This window comes from Scytonema sp. HK-05 (genome assembly GCF_963872035.1).
Lineage (GTDB): Bacteria > Cyanobacteriota > Cyanobacteriia > Cyanobacteriales > Nostocaceae > Kalymmatonema.
The window spans coordinates 22,887-42,090 of sequence record NZ_CAWMYC010000136.1 but is presented as its reverse complement, the minus strand read 5'-3'; the positions used below and the strand labels follow the sequence as shown (position 1 = coordinate 42,090).

Sequence of the window (19,204 nt, the reverse complement as noted above, 5' to 3'; positions counted from 1 at the left end):
TTCGTATAGCCCCAGGCTTTAGCCTGCGGGCATAATATGGACATTTTTCTACTTCTTACTCGCCCCCGTAGGCATGCCCAAAATATCCTCAATTCTAGGCATCTCTTCCAACGAAATCACTCGTCCTTCATCCTCAAAACCGGCAATTTGATCAAAGTTCAAATACCGATACAAATTCTCAGCAAAAGGATGAATTTTATTCGCCACAATATCCAGATATTCCTGCAGTGTGGGAATCCTTCCTAACAGCGCACAAACTGCTGCTAATTCAGCTGAACCGAGATAAACTCGCGCATCTTTACCCATGCGGTTATTGAAGTTGCGCGTTGAAGTTGAAAACACAGTTGTACCATCAGCAACTCGCGCTTGATTACCCATGCACAAGCTGCAACCAGGCATTTCTGTCCGCGCACCTGCAGCACCAAAAATGGCATACACACCTTCATCTTTGAGTTGGTGTTCATCCATGCGAGTTGGTGGAGAAATCCATAGGCGAGTTTTCACTGCACCCGCGCCTTCTAACACCTTAGCAGTGGCGCGATAATGACCGATATTCGTCATACAAGAACCGAGGAAAACTTCTTGCACCGGATCATTGGCAACTTCCGATAACAATTTCACATTATCGGGGTCATTGGGAGCAGCAACAATGGGTTCTTTGATTTCGTTCAAATCAATTTCGAGAATTTCCGCGTATTCTGCGTCCGCATCGGCTTCCAAAAGCACGGGGTTTGCTAACCACTCTTCCATCTTGGCGACACGACGCAAAATCGTACGGGCATCTTGATAGCCGCGTGCTACCATGTTCTTCAACAGCGCGACGTTGGAACGCAGATATTCGGAAACTGTCTCAATACTCAGCTTAATCGTGCAACCAGCACAGGAACGTTCGGCGCTAGCGTCGGTGAGTTCAAAAGCTTGCTCAACTTTCAAATCTGGCAAACCTTCTATTTCCATTATCCGCCCAGCGAAGACATTTTTCTTGTTTTGCTTTTCTACCGTCAGCAAACCTTTCTGAATTGCTACGTAGGGAATGGCATTCACAACATCCCGCAGGGTAACACCGGGTTGCAATTCACCTTTGAACCTCACCAAAACAGATTCTGGCATATCCAAAGGCATGACACCCAACGCCGCCGCAAACGCCACCAACCCGGAACCAGCGGGGAAGGAAATGCCTAAGGGGAAACGGGTGTGGGAGTCGCCACCAGTTCCCACGGTATCGGGGAGTAGCATCCGGTTTAACCAAGAGTGGATGATACCATCACCGGGGCGTAATGCGACACCGCCACGAGAGGCGAAAAAGTCGGGCAATTCGTGATGAGTTTTGATGTCAACTGGTTTGGGATAAGCTGCGGTGTGACAGAAACTTTGCATCACCAAGTCTGCACTGAAACCGAGACAAGCAAGTTCTTTTAATTCATCGCGAGTCATTGGTCCGGTGGTATCCTGAGAACCAACGGTTGTGATGATCGGTTCGCATGATGTACCGGGATGGACACCGGGTAAACCACAGGCTTTACCCACCATTTTCTGTGCTAAGGTGTAGCCTTTGCCTGTATCAGCGGATTGCTGGGGACGGGTAAAGAGTGCTGTGGGTTCTAAACCCAGTGCAAGTCTTGTTTTATCGGTGAGAGTGCGTCCGATAAGCAGGGGAATACGTCCCCCGGCGCGGACTTCATCTAAGATGGTGTCAGGTTTCAGGGTGAAGGTGGAAATCACTTCGCCAGCTTCATTGGTGATTTCTCCTCTGTAGGGGTAGATGGTAATCACCATGCCGGTTTCCATCTTGGTGACATCGCATTGGATAGGCAAAGCACCAGCATCTTCGGCGGTGTTGAAGAAGATAGGCGCAATAGAACCGCCTAAAATATACCCGCCCGCCCGCTTGTTTGGTACATAGGGAATATCATGCCCCATGTGCCACAATACAGAATTAATTGCCGACTTACGGGAGGAACCAGTACCTACCACATCTCCTACGTATGCTACGGGATACCCTTTTTTCTTCAACTCAGCAATCGTTTGCAGCGCACCAGGCATTTTGCTTTCCAACATTGCCAAGGCGTGTAAGGGAATATCCGGGCGAGTCATAGCCTGGGGTGCGGGGGATAAGTCGTCGGTATTCGTCTCGCCAGGAACTTTGAAGACAATGACGTTGACGAATTCTGGTATCGTCGGACGAACAGTGAACCACTCAGCTTCTGCCCAAGAGTCTATTACGCGCTTGGCGAAGGGATTGGTTTTGGATAATTCCAAAATATCGTGGAAGGCGTCATACACCAGCAAGATTTTGCTTAATGCCACTGCGGCGTATGCTGCTATAGGTTCCTTTCCTTGTCCCCCCATCACTAGAGGTGTTTCCGAAGATGACGATACCGATACGGTAGGAGTTTGTAGCAGTTCGATTAATGATTGGACGTTGTAGCCACCCACCATTGTGCCTAGCAATTGCACTGCTTCGATGGGGGAAATTAAGGGGCTGGTGATTTCCTCTTTGGCAATGCCGGTGAGAAACCCAGCTTTGACATACGCTGCGGGATCAACTCCAGGGGAAACGCGATCGCGCAACAATTCCAGTAATGTATCCTCTTCACCCGCAGGCGGATTTTTCAGTAATTCGCACAATTCAGATGTTTGATTTGCATCTAAAGGCAGGGGGGGAATTCCTAGTGCGGCTCTTTCAGCAACGTGTCTGCGGTATGATTCCAGCATTATCTTCTCCAAGTAGTCAGCCAAAAATTTATTCTGTGTTTACAATCACTTCCCATTCTTTATGGGTCGTTTTTCCAGATTGTCGAGAACGGACAACTAGTCTCCCTTGGTTAAGTTTTTTGTCTAGCAAGGACTTATAATTATCACTGGTTAGCGCCCTAGCTAGTCAAGTTCTTTCCAATTAGCTATGATTGCTGGCGATTCTTTATTGAGTTGTCCACCTATTTATAAGATAGGATATTTGACTTATCCGTTGCATAGCACCGCTATTGTATATGCCCGAAACTTACACCGTTGAAATTAACCACCAAGGCAAAACTCATACTTTGCAAGTCAGCGAAAATCAAACCATCCTATCAGTTGCTGATGCAGCTGGTTTAGAGTTACCGAGTTCCTGTCATGCTGGTGTTTGCACGACTTGCGCTGCCCAAATTGTCTCTGGGACTGTGGATCAAAGTGATGGTATGGGCGTGAGTCCAGAACTACAAAAACAGGGCTATGTATTGCTTTGTGTCGCTTATCCTCGTTCCGATTTAAAAATTGAAACCGAAAAGGAAGAAATTGTTTATCAGTTGCAATTTGGTAAATAATGTAGAGACGCACCATGGCAAGCCAGCGCTGCAGGAGGGTTTCCCTCGTGCCGGCTCTGGCGTCGCGTCTTTAGATAAGTCAGGAGTAAAATAATGACAACCCATTTTATTACCGCAGAAATTGACCTACAAGAAACTCCCACAGAACTGCAAAAAGTCATTGAAGCAGAGTTGAAAAAACAGGGAGAACCTTTGCGGTGGGCAATTACATCTGTGGATGTTGAACAACAAGCATGCACTGTTGAAGCTGTTGTCACCACAGAAAGCTAATAGCAAATAGTGTATTTTAACGGTTAGTAGTTAGTCGATAGTTGATAGTAAAAACAACTAAGAACTAACAAATGTACAGACGCGCCATGGCGCGTCTCTAACAAATGTACAGACGCGCCATGGCGCGTCTCTAACAAATGTACAGACGCGCCATGGCGCGTCTCTAACAAATGTACAGACGCGCCATGGCGCGTCTCTACAACTAACAATTTCTTTTGACTTGAAATTTTTGAATTTATTTGTGCGTCCATATACCGCTATCTTAATTGTTCCTACTGGCGTTGGGGCAGCAATCGGGGGTTATGCAGGAGATGCATTGCCAGTTGCAAAAGCTTTCGCACAGGTTTGCGATCGCCTGATCACTCACCCCAATGTCCTCAATGGCGCTATTTTATACTGGAACTTGTCCAACACTTTCTACGTTGAAGGTTACGGGCTTGACAAATTTGCCGCTGGATGCTGGGGTTTGCGTCCAGTCCACCAAAACCGCATAGGTTTAGTTCTTGATCAAGCAATTGAACCAGAGTTACGGCACAGACACCTGCAAGCAGCGGATGCAGCCAGAGCAACTCTGGGATTATCCTTAACAGATTATGTCATAACTGACGCACCGTTAAATGTAGAATTACGAATAGCAACTTCTGGGGCAAGTTGGGGAACGATAGGCAACCCAGATAGTTTGTTACGGGCGGCGGAAGTTCTGATAAAGAGGGCGGGGGCAGAGGCGATCGCCGTAGTTGCTCGTTTTCCCGATACTCTTGATGAAGTTGCCGATCAAAACTACCGCCACGGTAAAGGAGTCGATCCCATCGCTGGTGCAGAAGCCGTAATCAGCCATTTGGTAGTGCGAACTTTTCAAATTCCTTGCGCCCATTCTCCCGCATTCTTTCCCCCATCTCTAGATCCAAATTTATCTCCTCGTTCCGCTGCCGAAGAATTAGGCTACACTTTTTTACCAAGCGTGCTTGTTGGTTTGAGCCGCGCACCCCAGTTTATTCCCAAAGCGTCTGATAAATTGTCTGATTTTGGTGACATTTGGGCAAACCAAATTGATGCGGCGATTGTACCAGCAACTGCTTGTGGCAGTAGCGCCTTGCTGAGTTTAAGTCACAGTAGGCGATGTCAAATTATTACCGTGGAGGAAAATCAGACTCAGGTACGAGTTCGTCCGCAACCTTTAGGGATAAAATCAATACAGGTGAACTCTTATTTAGAGGCAGTAGGTGTATTAGTTGCCCTGAAAGCAGGCATTAACCCATCTGCTCTTAGCCCAAATATATCTCCTTTACGGTCATTAACTATTTAATTCTCTCCATTTCCCCATCTCCCTTGTCGTCTACTCCTGGTGGTATCCCGTGGCACAACAGCAGAAGCAAGAGCCAGAAATCCCTTATTTGACACGCACTCAAGTGCTGGTGGCGATGGGAGCGACTGCAATTCTTTTGTGGATAATCGCTAAGGTGTGGCTGCAATTTGGTCGCTTTTCCTTAATGTCATGGCGCTGGCACGAGACAGAGTTGCTTTGGGGGGTGTTGTTGGGTTTATGCATCACCGCCTTGAGTGGCTTAGCTTATCGCCTATGGCCTGACTACCGTAGAAGTGCCAATTATTACTTAGAAATGGTACTAAAACCCTTAGCTTTGCCAGACTTGATATGGCTAGGGTTACTACCAGGATTGAGTGAAGAATTGTTATTTCGGGGTGTGATGATACCAGCCTTTGGATACGACCATTTCGCTGTGATCCTCTCAAGTGTTTGCTTTGGTGTATTACACCTGAGTGGTTCCCAACAATGGCCCTATGTGGTTTGGGCAAGCATTGTCGGATTATTTCTGGGTTATAGTGCTCTGTTGAGTGATAACTTATTGGTGCCAATTGTTGCTCATATCATTACCAATTTGATTTCCAGCTATTTTTGGAAGATTGGGCAGTCTCAGATCATTAAAAATTAAAAATCAAAAATTAAAAATTACACTGCTTTTCAAATGTTTATCCCACAAATCTTTGCGTGGGCATTAGACCTCTTGCATAAATATTATTATTGTCTGACGCAAAGACGAGGTAGCCGCGTGGTGAGCCAGCGCGAATGACGGTGAGTCCAGCGCGAATGACGGCTTTCCCGACCTACTAGGCGACTGGCGTAAGCGCAAAGCGCAGGCTCCGCCAACGCGAAGCGTGTCCGTTCGCGCAGCGTGCCCGCAGGGCGAACGGACATACCCGAAGGGCTTTCCCTCTCCTGTCGGAGACGCTACGCGAACGTGCCGGCTCTGGCGTCGCAAAGAAGAACACCAAGAAAACGAATGAGTGCAAGAAGTCTATTGCCCATAAAAAGCCAGGGGGAAATCGAAGTCCTTAGTCATTAGTTATTAGTCATTAGTACGTTTTATGCCTTCGGCACGCTGCGCGAAGGCGATTATTGTGCTTTATTATACGTCGGACTCTTGACCAATGACGCCGGACTAAGACGCTTAACGAGAAATCATCCCACCCCGCGCGTGGGATGGGCACATCAAGCCGTCTTTTTGTAAAAATAGCAAACGAAACTATAAATAAACACATATACACAGACAAATTATCTGCGTGCAGATCCGGTTCCAAATAGACCGAAATCTGATTTTTACCAGAAATATATTACTTTCTACCTTTCGATAGATCCTTATATAGGAAAATGTCCATAAAGCTAAATTCCCAAGAATGACTGAAAAAAATATAAATTTTAGTGAACAATTTGATTTTTTACTAAATCACTCTTGACAAAATCTAGGATTCTATAATAAAACAAAACAGTACATTCATATACAGAGTTTAGTTAAAACTTGTCTTCCAGATAACTTCTGATTTATCAAAATCTTTTGATGAAAAAAGAGTTAGTGGTTGGCATCTTCAACTAGCAGATATTGCAGTTAAGTTTAACTGTTGCTATTTTTACACCCTTGAAGCTGTTTTCAGACTTTTTGCAACACCACTTCATCACCCTACATTTCTGGAGGATAAGTTATTAAACAGTTAGGTAGAATTCATGAAAATAATCAAAACTTATGCAGAGGAGTTTTGTATTATTTATCCATATGAGACCATATGAGATGAATAGTAGAACATGATTCTATCTGTGCACAGATATCAAAATAGCCTGTGCAATTCTTGGGTCATAGCGGTTTTCAGATCTGGTGGGCATTGCTCATCAAGATCTCAAATGTCCATCATATAAGCTTTTAGAGCAATGCCCCGTTCGCGGAGCGTGCGCTTTGCGCTCAGTTCCCGCTTGTTGGGAAACCCCGAAGTTTGCCCGGAGGGAAACCAACGCCAGTCGCCTGCTGTCGGGAAACCCTTCCGTTCGCGTAGCGTGCGCTTTGCGCTCAGTTTGCCCGGAGGGAAACCCTCCTTGCAACTTCTCTCCGCCTGCAGGACTTCTCTCCACCCTACGATAGCTACTTTTTCCCCTGGTAAATGTCATTTGTAGCTTTCATAACAGGGGGTAGTTAAACCTGATTATGGATGGTCTTTTCAAGGAATGTAATATTTTTGCTGCCCACTGTTGTTAATTAGGTGAACAACAGCTACCTGTCTGATGTGCTTTTCAGGCAAATTGATTCTGCGTCTGTAAAAACTGAGCGTAAGAGATTTCAGAACAGATGTGGAAGCATTTGTCCACCTGCTTGAATTTGACAATCACTGGCTTAAATTATGTCACAAAATTCCGGTCAGGATAAGGTTTTTGAAATTTCTGACTTTTCTGAAAGCAAGTTTTTAACCCCTTGTCAGCGTCAGGTTTTGTTGAAGAATTTGCAAGCTAATTTGCAACCAGAATACCGTCGGAGGATAGAAATTATGTTGCTGGCAGATGTGGGGAAATCGCAAACCCAAATCTGTAAGATTTTAGGTTGTTCTCAGGAGATGGCGCGGTATTGGATCACCGTCGCCCAGGTAGGTTTGGCAGACAAATGGCAGGAACGACCGATAGGTAGACCGAAGATTGTGAACGACCAATATATCCAAAGGTTAAAAGAATTGTTTAGTCACAGCCCGCGTAAATATGGCTATGCATTTAGTTGTTGGACATCTCAATGGTTAAGCAAACATTTAGCAACTGAATTTGGAATTGAAATTAGCGATCGCCCACTGGGAAGGCAAGCATTACATCGTCGTCTACGAAATCACTCCTAAACGGGTGATTGTCGCCGATCCTGCCATCGGTCAACGCACCCTCACTTATGCTGAGTTTAAAGCAGGGTGGACTGGTTATGCCTTATTAGTGCAACCGACAGCAGAACTCAAAGAAAGCCAAGAAGCGAATACACCATTCTGGCAATTGTGGGAGTTAGTCAAACCACATGGGCAAGTCCTGCTGGAAGTCTTCATCACTTCGGTATTTATCCAGGTGTTTGGACTAGTCACGCCTCTGTTCACCCAGTTACTGTTAGACAGGGTGATTGTCCAAGGTAGTACCCTCACCTTAACTGCCATTGGGTTAGGGTTGCTGATTTTTGGTTTGTTCCGCGTCGCCATGAACGGACTACGACAATACCTGCTAGATCATACAGCCAACCGCATTGGAACAGCGCTGATGGTAGGTTTTATCAAACATACCTTCCGCCTTCCTCTAGCCTTTTTTGAGTCGCGTTACGTCGGCGATATTGTTTCTCGCGTTCAAGAAAACCAAAAAATTCAGCGTTTCCTGACTGGCGAAGCACTGTCAATCATTCTTGATTTACTGACAGTGTTTATCTATGTGGGTTTGATGTTTTGGTATAGCTGGCAGATGGCATTGTTAGTGCTGTTGATTGTACCGCCATTTTTTATTCTGGCGCTGGTTGCCACACCTTTGTTCCGCCGCATCAACCGTGAAGTTTTTAATGCCGGGAGCAACGAGAACAGTTATTTAATTCAAGCCCTGACAGGAATTCGCTCGATTCGCTCAATGGCAATTGAACAAACGGTGCGCTGGCATTGGGAAGAACTGCTAAATAATTTGATTAAAAAAATGTTTGGCGCACAAGTCATTGCCAACCAACTGCAAGTTTTCAGTTCTACCATCGAATCAGTGGCAAATACAGGATTACTGTGGTTTGGAGCATGGCTGGTGATTCACAACCAACTGACAATTGGGCAACTTGTAGCCTTCAATATGTTGTTGGGTAATATCATTCATCCTTTCCAACGCTTGACAGTACTGTGGAATCAATTACAAGAGGTGATGGTTTCCACCGAACGGATTAATGATGTTCTAGAAGCGGAACCAGAAGAAGACTTACAACATCAACCACGCCAATCTTTGCCAAGACTGCGGGGTTACATTCGCTTTCGGGATGTGACTTTCCGCTATCACCCAGAAAGTGATATCAACGTACTGGAAAACCTCAGTTTTGAAATTCAGCCTGAGCAAACTGTAGCGGTTGTAGGGCGTAGCGGTTCCGGGAAAACAACCCTTTCCAAGCTGATTTTAGGTTTATATACCCCGACAAATGGCAAAGTATTGATTGATGGTCATGATGTGACGAGTCTTCAGATGCGATCGCTACGACAACAAATTGGTGTTGTCGATCAAGAAACCTTTTTGTTCGGCGGTACGATTCGGGAAAACATTAGCATCGCTCACCCAGAAGCCACTTTAGAAGAGATTACCCAAGCGGCGAATCTAGCAGGGGCTTCGGAATTTATTCAGCAATTACCTATGGGTTACGAAACCCAAATCGGTGAAGGCGGCGGAATGCTCTCTGGTGGACAACGTCAACGTCTAGCAATTGCTCGTGCTTTACTAGGTAATCCCCGGTTGTTAATTTTCGACGAAGCAACCAGTCACCTCGATGCAGAATCAGAACGCATCATTCAAAACAATTTGAAAACAATTCTCCAAGGACGTACCAGCTTGATTATTGCCCATCGACTTTCTACCATTCGCAATGCTGACTTGATTCTGGTATTAGATCAAGGTGTGTTGGTGGAAAGCGGGACTCACAAGGAATTAATCGCCAAAAAAGGTCATTACTACTACCTCAATCAACAACAACTTGCTCAAGTAGGTTGACAGTATTCCTTTGATCACAAACTATGCCTCATCCATCCAATAATTCATCATCACCATTCACCCCAACCGATGATCAGCAACTGAGCACTCCACTTAATTCAGTTGAGGAAAATAATGCTGTAGCAGTTAATGCCAAAGATTGGTTTTACGGTACAGAGGAATTACTAGATGCTTTACCTCGTCTTTGGACGCGTTCTTTGCTGTATTTGCTGATAGGTTTTAGTGCGATCGCCTTACCGTGGGCTATGCTGTCTCAAGTTGATGAGACAGGAACTGCTAGAGGACGTATCGAACCACTAGGCGCAACGCAAAGATTAGATTCTCAAGTCACCGCCAGTATCACTGCTGTTAAGTCCCGATTTTTGACGTTTTCTTTTGCCTTTAGACTTGCGAGTCATCCCTTTAATATTTAACTTTTCAGTCGCTACCAAGCTATTACAGCTAACTATTTGTGTAGAGACTTTAAGCCATAACATATCGACTTGTCTGTTATCTTAAAACGGTAGCATCTTGAAAGCGGATTGACAACTATGAAGCAAGTGACAACGCGAATATCCGATAGGGAATTTGAACACCTGCAAAAATATTGCGAGATCTCAGAAAGAACTCAGTCAGAAGTAATTCGTAATTTAATACGAAAATTGTCAATCAAAGGGGCATTGAACCCCATTGATTGACCGCTATACGAACCCAGTCCGCTTCGCTGAGACTGGGGACTGCCGCGATGAGCGTTCAAAGGAGCATTTTGCGATTGTCCAGCAAGGGCGAATCGCAAAAAGCGCCCTTGCCTCCAACCGCACTCCGTGCAGTTAGTTGCCCTGTCCCTCTGGGACAGGGGGCAGGTTTCTAGAAAATTGCCGTGGCAAGAAGAGCGATCGCCTGTGGCAAAATCCGATGTTCCTGAACTTGAATCCTAGCGTGGAGCGTTTCTGGTGTATCATCAGGTAGCACTGGCACGGCTGCTTGCATCACAATCGGACCACTGTCCATCTCTAAACAAACGAGATGCACAGTACAACCAGTAATCTTCACCCCAGAGGCAAGGGCTTCTTCTACTGCACGCCCACCCTTAAAACTGGGTAACAAGCTGGGATGGATATTGATAATCTTGTCAGGAAACGCATCGATGAAAACTGACGTTACCAGTCGCATCCAACCTGCCATAACTACCCATTCCACATCATACTGCCGCAAAGTTTGCACAATTTGCTCATCCAATTCTTCGCGGCTTTTGTAGTCGCGGTGATTAAGAAGCACAGCAGGGACAGCCCACTTTGCTGCCCGGACTGCGGCATAAGCATCTGGATTGTTGTAGATTAAAACTTGAATTTGGGCGTTTAGTTGCCCATCTTTGATTGCTTGGGCAACAGCCTCAAAATTACTGCCATTCCTAGAAGCCAAAATTCCCAATTTCAAGGGAGATTGTGTCCCAAGTGTGTCAGCACTTATATCGGGAGAAACCAGGCTAGGGGAGACAGCGCCGTGGGCGGGTTTCCCGACTTGAGGCGACTGTCGTGTAGAATCAGGGCGAAGCGTCATAACGGCAGGGAGGATGAATCAGTAGATGCCAAAAATATATACTACTAAGTCGTGGTTAGATAATGATACAGTTGCCGCCTGGATTTTTCTCACTCCCGCAGTGATTTTTCTGGGCATCTTTATCCTTGGTCCTATTGCCTATTTGTTCTTCCTCAGCTTCACTGCTGGTAATTTCAGCTCAACAGGTGCTTACTGGGTGGGACTTAAAAATTATTGGCGCTTGCTTCTCAATCCTGATTTTTGGCAAGTTCTTGGTAACACTTTTTATTTTACAGTTGCTACGGTCATTCCCAGTCTCGTTATTCCTTTAGGACTGGCAGTGCTGTTAAACCGTAGCATAGCATTGCGCGAAGCCTTGCGAACCACCTATTTCCTACCTTCAATCATTTCTCTGGTAGCCGCAGGTTTAGGGTTTCGCTGGTTGTTTCAACCCGAAGGACCAGTGAACGCACTATTAAATAGTATTGGCATTTCGTCAATTTCCTGGCTAGGAGACACCTTTTGGGCAATGCCAGTACTCATTATATTAAGTATTTGGAAACAATTGGGTTTCAATATGGTCGTGTTCTTGGCAGGGTTGCAAGCAATTCCTCCGAGTCGTTACGAAGCGGCGGAACTTGATGGCGCGAATTCTTGGCAACAATTTTGGCATATTACCCTACCCGGATTACAACCCACTTTAATATTTGCCACAGTCACGACTGTGATTTTTACGTTGCGGAGTTTTGAACAAGTTTATGTAATGACTAGTGGAGGTCCTTTGAATTCTACTAATTTACTGGTTTATTACATTTATCAAGAAGCCTTTGGTCAATTTGATTTTGGTTATGCAGCCGCCGCCGCAACTGTACTCTTAGCAGTAACGCTGGTGCTAGTGTATTTGCAGTTGCGAACTTGGGGTGACGAAAGTTAGGAATTATGAATTACAGCGCTTCTTCTTATGATTACACTACAAATCGTAGGGTGGGCATTGCCCAGAAAAGTTTATGTGATGCGCATTTGAGATATTATGCCGCAATGCCCACCTTACAGAAAACCGCTGTATGAATCATCAAAAGTTTCATAATGCATAATCTAAAATTCATAATTTATATGATACCTGCTCTTCTCTTGCTGGTTCTTTTGCTTGTTCCAATTTACTCAATGTGTTCAACGATAGAAAACCGAAACCAACTTTAGAGGCAATATCTAGCAGCGTGTAAAACATTGTCTCAGAACCCTGACCGAAACTGCTGAAGCCTTCTGGGCTAAGAATCCATACAATCGGATAGAGTGTCCACAGCACGAGATGCACAGTTACTAGCTTGCGAAATGCTTGCTTTGATCTGGGATGTTTGCGTTCAGCTTGAACACGGTAGGGCTGCACCAGCAAGTAGATAATTGCTAAGTAAGCAGCGCAACTCACAATATACCAAATGTAGCTCATTGGTTTGGGTGTAACTGTAGCAACGAACCCAGTCGCCAGCATATAGGCGTTTGCTCCCAATAAGCTACCTGTAATAGGCAGACTCGTTTTTCCTAAAAAAGTTAAATCTAGCAGCAACAGCGGCGTGGAAAAAAACCAAGTGAGAAATCTTACCCAATAGGTTGGACGACCATTGATAATATTAACTCCTAGACCGAATGCCATTGCTAGATACAGTCCAGCAGCAATCAAGCAAATGAAAAAATTTAATGTATACAGTATTTGCCATCGCTCATTTTTAGCATTATGTGCGCCGAACCCGAAAAAAACACTTCCTAGTGCCATGCTAATGACACCAATCCACAGCCAAGTTTGAGTCATGTAGAGTTTTTAGCTTTTCAGTAATTATTGACTTTTGTAAATATTGCTTGCAATTATCCCAGTATTGCAATTTAAAAAGATGCTTCTAAATGCGTATTTTCAACTTACCAAAATATGTATTCCAATAGGATTTAAAGATTATCAAAATACTATCAAAAGGTAGATTATGTTTATTAACTACATCACCTTAATGTTAATTAATTTGGTAGCAGGGCTGTTTCTGCTTGCCGGTTACGTATATTTTGGTCTGAATCGCACCAATCAAAAACGTTGGGTTCCTGGCTTTGGTATGACAGGGGCGATCGCACTTGTTACCGGCTTACACATGATTTTCACTTGGCCCGTGACTGGAAGTTACAATATTGCTTATGGCGAAACAACAGTTTTGTTTGGGATTTTGTTTCTCGGTACTGCGATCGCATTAGCCCAAGGTTGGGATTTACTGACAGTAGCAATCTATGGCTTCTTCGCTGGACTTGCAGCCATTGTAATTGGTGTACGCATCATTAACCTGGGTTTGACAAAGAGCCCGTTATTATCAGGAATCGGATTTATCCTTACAGGGTTAGGAGGAGTATTTGCAGCACCAACACTGTATTTCCAATCGATACGCACCTTGCGGATAATTGGCGCAATAGTACTGGTAGCTGCTGCTTTAATCTTCGCTTTCACAGGGTATCTAGCTTACTGGGGACATCTTGCTAATTACTCCAATTGGAAGCCCTTACCCATGCAAACACCTTAATCGGTACTGAGTTGTGAGTACTAAGTAATCTGTTCTAAGCCCATCCCCTAAACACAACTTTAGTTATTTGCTAAAATATCAAGCTTTCGTGACCTTTATCAAAGTATTTTGACACAAAAAAGGACTCTCTCGCGCCTATATTGAGCCTCTTACCGATTTTTCGGAATTTTTTTGAGATTTTTACTCAGCATATCTACTTCTGGGGTGTAATTTCAAAAATACAATGATTTTCAGTATCTCCAGTTTGGATATATTACACCCAAAGGTCAATACCATGAAAAACTTTACTGAAAAACAGGAATTCATTTTCAGTCAAATTACAGATCAATGTTTTCAACAAAGGGACTTAAGTGGATGCGACTTAAGTGGAATCGACTTGAGAGCAGTTGATTTAAGTGGAATTAATTTGATAGGAGCAGATTTGCGCTTTGCAAATCTCAGTGGCGCTGTCCTCACAGGTGCAAACCTAAGTGGCGCAAATTTAATGCAAGCCAATCTGCAGGAAGCTTATTTGTATGAAGTTTCTTTGTGTGAAGCTAACTTAACTGCTGCTGATTTAACCCATGCAAATTTGTGCGGGGCTTTTTTATGGCGAGTGAAATTATGTGCAAGTAAGCTATGGGGAGCTTCCTTGTGTGATGCTGATTTAAGCGAAGCCGACTTAACCGAAGCTAAATTAGTTGAAGCATCGCTCATCGAAGCCAATTTAGTGAGAGCCAATCTCACTGGCGCACAGCTATGTGGAGCGATGCTGCTAGAAGCAAATTTGAATCAAGCTAACTTAACTGCTGCTGACTTAACATGGGCAAATCTCATGGAAGCAAACTTGAGTGAGGCAAACCTTTGGGAGGCAAATTTGACGAATGCAAAACTACAAGGTGCTATCATGCCTGACGGAACAATTCACCAACCTCAAATATTCTTTTTTTAATTCAGGGAAAGTGACTCGTCTTTAGTGTAGAGACGTGACGCCAGTCGCCTACGGAGGGAGACCCTCCTGCAGCGCTGGCTCGCCATGGCACGTCTCTACAAATAGTTGCCAAATAGTTAAAATTCTCGTTGCGAGAAAATAAAGATAGCTATTGCTAACAGTAAGATAGTGTATATTAAGGCATAGCCAGCATTTAAAATGAGTGAGAGCGTGTCAGGCAGCGCGGCTAAACCATACACAGCTTCATTTTTCAAATCTAATCGAGATAAATCTGGCAAGATAAGATACAAAGCTTGAGTCATCCGTTCAATGCTAGGGTTGCTACTCTGACGACTCAGTTGTAGTAGATCTTTGGTAAAATTACCCATGAGATACACTGCAAATGTTAAAGCTGTTGCTAACAAAGAACTAGTCAACACACCCAAGGTCATCGCGACAGCAGTTATTAAGGATAACTGTAAAAAGAGAAAAATTGCGGCAAGAAGAAGACTTGCCACAGGATAAGGAATATTTTTAAATTGCAAAAATCCTAGGTAAATCACCGTCATGATGACGATGAGTACGGCTAGCACTGCTAATAAACCAAAGTATTTACCAACAATCAATTCACTGCGGCTTAAAGGTTTGGCAATTAATAGCAAAACAGTGCGTTTCTCAATTTCTTTGTTAATCAATCCTGTGCCAACAAATATAGCAACAATTAAGCCCAGAAAACTCATTACCGCCAAACCAAAGTCTAAAAACATTTTGTCCTGTGTGGTTGCGGCAAATTCAGGAAGTAAGAGCAGGGCGGCTGCGAGTATTAAAGCATAAAAACCAATAATGTAAAGGATGCGATCGCGCACCACTTCCCGAAACACATTGCTTGCCAATACAAACACTCTGCCAAAATTCATAGGAAATTCGTCATTAGTGATTCTTCCCCAATACTCGCGCTCGTCGCAAAGCGTCCCGTGAGGGATACGCTCTCTACCCCCATCCCCCTCATCTCTTCACTGCTGTGGTGGTGGTGAACCTGCAAAAAATGAAGTTTTTCTTTCGCACTCAATTTCAGCGATTGTATTTCTCTGCTCCGCTTTCCTGCCTGTTTGAGTGGAGGTACTTCCAGACTCTACCACCGGATCAACTCGACAGGATTTTACTAGGTAATATCCACGGGGATTGGAACTAGGACCCTTCCAGATACTTAGTAAATCCAGTTTGTATCCGTCCTTGACACCGGATATACGCGGTTCAACGCCCCATAAAGACCTTTCTTCATATTCTGCCAAGTTTGTTTGTATGACTTGCCTGCCTAAGTTGCCCACTCTTTGTCTAGCATCGATTAACCACTGCTCTACTTGCGACCAGGGTTGTCCAGCTATTTGTGCTTCCACTTGCGAAGTCAGTTTATCTAAAATTAAAACGCCGTTTTTTGGAATTTTGTCAGTGGGTTGTGTTTTGACAACAAAGGCACTGTCCTGATAATTATCTACCAGCAGACTGGGATATTCGTTTATCCAATTATCTGTCACAAAATAGAATTGTAACCAGCAACTGATTACCATAGAACTGCCAACTAACATAATGATTTTTTGGCGGTCTTCTATCTTCGGAAGTTGAGCTTTTGCTTCTGTACCAGTTCCTTCAAAAAATTCTGGAATTGCAGTAATGACTGCCGAAATTGTTGGCCAGAGAACAATTGTTCTTGGTGTAAAAACATCTTCTTGATTACCAAAGGCAAAAACACTGACTAAGAACCCAGTGATCACTGACCCTATTGGCATATTGGTACCAGGAATCAGTAACGGATTGTCTGTCGTATACCAAGCAGTACCAAAAATTAAAAATAACCAACCACAAAATGAAATTAGATCTTTTATATAACCTGCAGAAAGAGATGACATTAACCCAGAAAAAATACTGAGATAAATTAAAGTCTGCCAGGAATAAGCTCTCGGCGGAATAAATATCTTTTTGAGTCGCTCGTAAACGTCTTCAATAATTCCAAATAAACCAAAAACATCTCTCAATATTTGCATAGTTTCTCCTTTATTTATGGCTGCTCATTATTGAATCATTATGAAATATCAATTCATAAAACTGAATATTTTTACGTATTTACCGAACGAATAAATAAAATGATTGCTATCAAACTATAGCTGAGCGCATTCCCTATAAGTATTGTGGTTACTACATTGGTATTTTGCCATTTACTCTTAAAAGCACGACGGGAATTACGCCGTTGTTGAATTGGTTGAGGTTCCGGAGCAGCTTTTTTGAGTTCACTTAATGACATTAACAAAATTCTCAACAAAAAATACTTAACTAAAAAAGTCCCAAAGAAAATTATAAAAGCCGTTAAAATCATTAATGTTTGTATATTTGGGGCTTGTAAGCGATTGAAAAAAATAAAATTTATTAATTCTGATTTGATTTGTGGAGGCAACACTGGATCGAGAAAGAAAAATATGATCCAACCAATGACGTTGGAAAAAACATTGATAGATACGGCATAAAAAGCACTCGTCTTTTTGTCAAATTTTAGCCTTGTATTTAAGACATACGCTTCTAGAGGAATTGCTACTAGTAAAAATAAAAAATTAAACAAAATTGCTCCAAGGGGAAAAATGCGGGGAAGTGGAAGTTCAGGAATTTCAAACATAAACAAGTCATCGCTAAGGTGTAACTTTAAGAGAGTATAACCGTAATACTGAGCGTGTTGCGGGCAATTATCTCATCTTATTTCGCGAGAGACCCCACATAGGCGCGGATCTTGGTGGGGAGGGATAGCGGTCAAGTTTAATCGTTCGTTCGCGTAGCGTGCGCGAAGCGCATTGCCATTAAACTTGACAATTTACGAGATGGCAGCACGATCAAACCCGTGCAACGCTTTCCCAGTCGGACTTTGTTTTTACTGAATTGACCTAACCGTTTCCAGCTTTGGTCAGATACAGAAACTTGTTTTTCAGTGTCACCGCTCACCCAGCCCAGGTAAGTCTTTTTCCCTTGAGTAGCTTGAACCAAATCGCCTTTTCTGAATCCGTGACGGGTTATAGTACCGCCATACTTGCGCCTAACTCCACCCTTTGCGGGAAGCATGAGATGCAGTTGACGACGCGATATTGGAGGACGGCGAATGATTGTAAATGGGGCGGGTGTTACAGTGACATCCCCCTTCCATCCCATTGATTGAGTGGACGTAATACCGTAGTGGATAAAGGCGCTACAAGCCAGAGCTACTCCATCTACAGCGTGAGTTGCTGGAATGGTATCACCCTTAAAATGCTTTTGCTTGTGGAGTCCTAGTTGTTGTCTAATATTGGCAGTTTGCCAACCCTCTACTTCGCGTACATCATCCCAATCGTTGCGCAAGTTTTCTAGCTGCCAATTCTGCCCAACCATCACCGGGCTAAAACCTTTATCGCCTCGTGCATTGACTATTTCGTAGGTCACTGTGGTGATTGGGTAGATGAGCGACAATTCGTTAAGCACTCGTAACTCTAGCTCCCGATTAGCGCGAATACTTGGTGGTATCTTGCATTGACGGCGGTTGTCAAACCTTGCTTGCCGATGGGCGCGTTGGCTGAATTCAACACAGCGGTCAATCCTACGACCTCTGCGACCACGTCGCATCATGGCGCGTTGCTCCATGCGGTCAATGACCGTTTTAAACGGTAGTTGCAGATGGGCTAACCATAAGGTAAATTTGGCAGATTGTACGCCAACGCCTGTAAATAGTTTGCCTGGATCGATACCAACTGCAATTGGTTGTGTATTTGGCGCTGAGGGGCAGCGAACTAGTTGAATCTGGAAAATACTAAGGTCGTTGTGTACAACCTTTGCTTTTCCTTGCTTTAACCAACGCCTCGCCCTACTAGGCTTTGTTGGCATTAATACCTTGCCTGATGGCGATAATACTGGAACTCGATACATTTTGAGATAATCCTCTTTTCAGAGTTGTAAGTCCCCTCGCCCAACTAATTACAGATGTCTTGGCTTGACCCAACGGCTAAACAAATAGCCTTAAAGTGTGTCCGAACTGGGGAAGTATTCGGAAGTTTTTAGCCGTAACTAGTCTCAATGGGCTATTCAACGCTTACGTCCCTAAGTTTGTTCGTGAGCTACCCCGTCCTCAGTCCCGAACGCGAGTGCGTCTCCGAAGGAGAAGGGCAGGGCGGGGTAGTTGAATCTTCCAGTCTTTTACCATGTTTTTGTTCTAGTATTTCGTTGTTGCTTTTGTTGCTTTTCTTCATATATCTCCATACCTTATGGGGTGTGGGGTGTGAAGAATTCCTACAGCCCCTTCATTTTTACGCACGGTAAATCTGGGCAACCGTATCAAAAATCGCGAGCATAAGCACGAATAGATCCGGTGCGTAGTGACGGTATTATCACTCAAAAATCCAAAAACCACACGTGTAGCCACGTCACTACGCAACGGTTGCCCAGATTTACACAGGTTTACCCAAGCCCGCAACGCCAGTTCCCTGAATCGGGGAAACCCTCCGTATCCCTCACGGGACGCAAAGCGCTCAGTTCGCCTCTGTCGGGAAACCCTCCTCTCAGTAGCGGAGACGCTGCTTTGAACACGACTTCTGTGCGCACGGGACTGACACAAGCT

14 protein-coding genes and 3 pseudogenes are annotated in these 19,204 nt (G+C 44.2%); 10 read left to right on the top strand and 7 right to left on the bottom strand.

Going from position 1 to position 19,204, the window contains the following annotated elements:
- Window positions 1-48: 48 nt before the first annotated feature.
- A complete protein-coding gene (acnB, locus tag AACT52_RS30545) occupies window positions 49-2,715 on the bottom strand; it encodes a bifunctional aconitate hydratase 2/2-methylisocitrate dehydratase (RefSeq protein WP_073627849.1) in 2,667 nt (888 codons plus the stop codon).
- Between the two features lie 275 nt (window positions 2,716-2,990).
- On the opposite strand from acnB, the gene AACT52_RS30540 reads away from it, so the two are divergent.
- From AACT52_RS30540 to AACT52_RS30510, 7 genes and pseudogenes are all read left to right on the top strand, one after another.
- Entirely contained in the window at window positions 2,991-3,305 is a 315-nt protein-coding gene (locus tag AACT52_RS30540; protein WP_073627847.1) for a 2Fe-2S iron-sulfur cluster-binding protein, read from the top strand.
- Window positions 3,306-3,398: 93 nt separating this feature from the next.
- Complete coding sequence (locus tag AACT52_RS30535) at window positions 3,399-3,575, top strand: hypothetical protein (protein WP_198940827.1); 177 nt, start codon at window positions 3,399-3,401, stop codon at window positions 3,573-3,575.
- A 241-nt stretch (window positions 3,576-3,816) separates the two neighbouring features.
- Complete coding sequence (locus AACT52_RS30530; protein WP_073627845.1) at window positions 3,817-4,881, top strand: DUF3326 domain-containing protein; 1,065 nt, start codon at window positions 3,817-3,819, stop codon at window positions 4,879-4,881.
- A 49-nt stretch (window positions 4,882-4,930) separates the two neighbouring features.
- Window positions 4,931-5,527 carry a CPBP family intramembrane glutamic endopeptidase gene (locus AACT52_RS30525; RefSeq protein ID WP_073627843.1) on the top strand — a complete coding sequence of 199 codons (597 nt, stop codon included), beginning with the start codon at window positions 4,931-4,933 and terminating at the stop codon, window positions 5,525-5,527.
- Between the two features lie 1,732 nt (window positions 5,528-7,259).
- Window positions 7,260-7,703, top strand: a pseudogene (locus AACT52_RS30520) (helix-turn-helix domain-containing protein); the annotation flags it as partial.
- Window positions 7,684-9,600, top strand: a pseudogene (locus AACT52_RS30515) (peptidase domain-containing ABC transporter); the annotation flags it as partial. The pseudogenes AACT52_RS30520 and AACT52_RS30515, both read left to right, overlap by 20 nt.
- A 23-nt stretch (window positions 9,601-9,623) precedes the next feature.
- A pseudogene (locus tag AACT52_RS30510) lies at window positions 9,624-9,953 on the top strand (HlyD family secretion protein); the annotation flags it as partial.
- Window positions 9,954-10,446: 493 nt separating this feature from the next.
- On the opposite strand, the gene purN reads toward AACT52_RS30510, so the two are convergent.
- Window positions 10,447-11,139 carry a phosphoribosylglycinamide formyltransferase gene (purN, locus tag AACT52_RS30505; protein WP_233153801.1) on the bottom strand — a complete coding sequence of 231 codons (693 nt, stop codon included), beginning with the start codon at window positions 11,137-11,139 and terminating at the stop codon, window positions 10,447-10,449.
- 25 nt (window positions 11,140-11,164) lie between these two features.
- On the opposite strand from purN, the gene AACT52_RS30500 reads away from it, so the two are divergent.
- The gene (locus AACT52_RS30500) at window positions 11,165-12,052 is read left to right on the top strand and encodes a carbohydrate ABC transporter permease (protein ID WP_073627839.1); all 888 of its coding nucleotides are present in this window, start codon (window positions 11,165-11,167) and stop codon (window positions 12,050-12,052) included.
- A 168-nt stretch (window positions 12,053-12,220) separates the two neighbouring features.
- Here AACT52_RS30500 and AACT52_RS30495 read toward each other — a convergent pair whose 3' ends face one another.
- Complete coding sequence (locus tag AACT52_RS30495) at window positions 12,221-12,925, bottom strand: bacteriorhodopsin (protein WP_073627837.1); 705 nt, start codon at window positions 12,923-12,925, stop codon at window positions 12,221-12,223.
- 166 nt (window positions 12,926-13,091) lie between these two features.
- Between AACT52_RS30495 and AACT52_RS30490 the strand changes: the two genes are divergently transcribed.
- The gene (locus AACT52_RS30490; protein ID WP_073627835.1) at window positions 13,092-13,670 is read left to right on the top strand and encodes a DUF981 family protein; all 579 of its coding nucleotides are present in this window, start codon (window positions 13,092-13,094) and stop codon (window positions 13,668-13,670) included.
- A gap of 274 nt (window positions 13,671-13,944) precedes the next feature.
- A complete protein-coding gene (locus AACT52_RS30485) occupies window positions 13,945-14,601 on the top strand; it encodes a pentapeptide repeat-containing protein (RefSeq protein ID WP_073628047.1) in 657 nt (218 codons plus the stop codon).
- A 116-nt stretch (window positions 14,602-14,717) separates the two neighbouring features.
- Here the strand turns inward: AACT52_RS30485 and AACT52_RS30480 are convergent, their stop codons facing one another.
- From AACT52_RS30480 to AACT52_RS30465, 4 genes are all read right to left on the bottom strand, one after another.
- Complete coding sequence (locus AACT52_RS30480; protein WP_073627833.1) at window positions 14,718-15,497, bottom strand: ABC transporter permease; 780 nt, start codon at window positions 15,495-15,497, stop codon at window positions 14,718-14,720.
- Between the two features lie 96 nt (window positions 15,498-15,593).
- Window positions 15,594-16,622: a septal junction protein FraD gene (gene fraD / locus AACT52_RS30475; RefSeq protein ID WP_073627831.1), complete on the bottom strand. Its 1,029-nt coding sequence runs from the start codon at window positions 16,620-16,622 to the stop codon at window positions 15,594-15,596.
- A 71-nt stretch (window positions 16,623-16,693) separates the two neighbouring features.
- Window positions 16,694-17,245, bottom strand: coding sequence for a filament integrity protein FraC (fraC, locus tag AACT52_RS30470; RefSeq protein ID WP_073627829.1), 552 nt, complete (start codon window positions 17,243-17,245; stop codon window positions 16,694-16,696).
- A 137-nt stretch (window positions 17,246-17,382) separates the two neighbouring features.
- Window positions 17,383-18,516, bottom strand: coding sequence for an RRXRR domain-containing protein (locus AACT52_RS30465; RefSeq protein ID WP_073627827.1), 1,134 nt, complete (start codon window positions 18,514-18,516; stop codon window positions 17,383-17,385).
- Window positions 18,517-19,204: the final 688 nt, after the last annotated feature.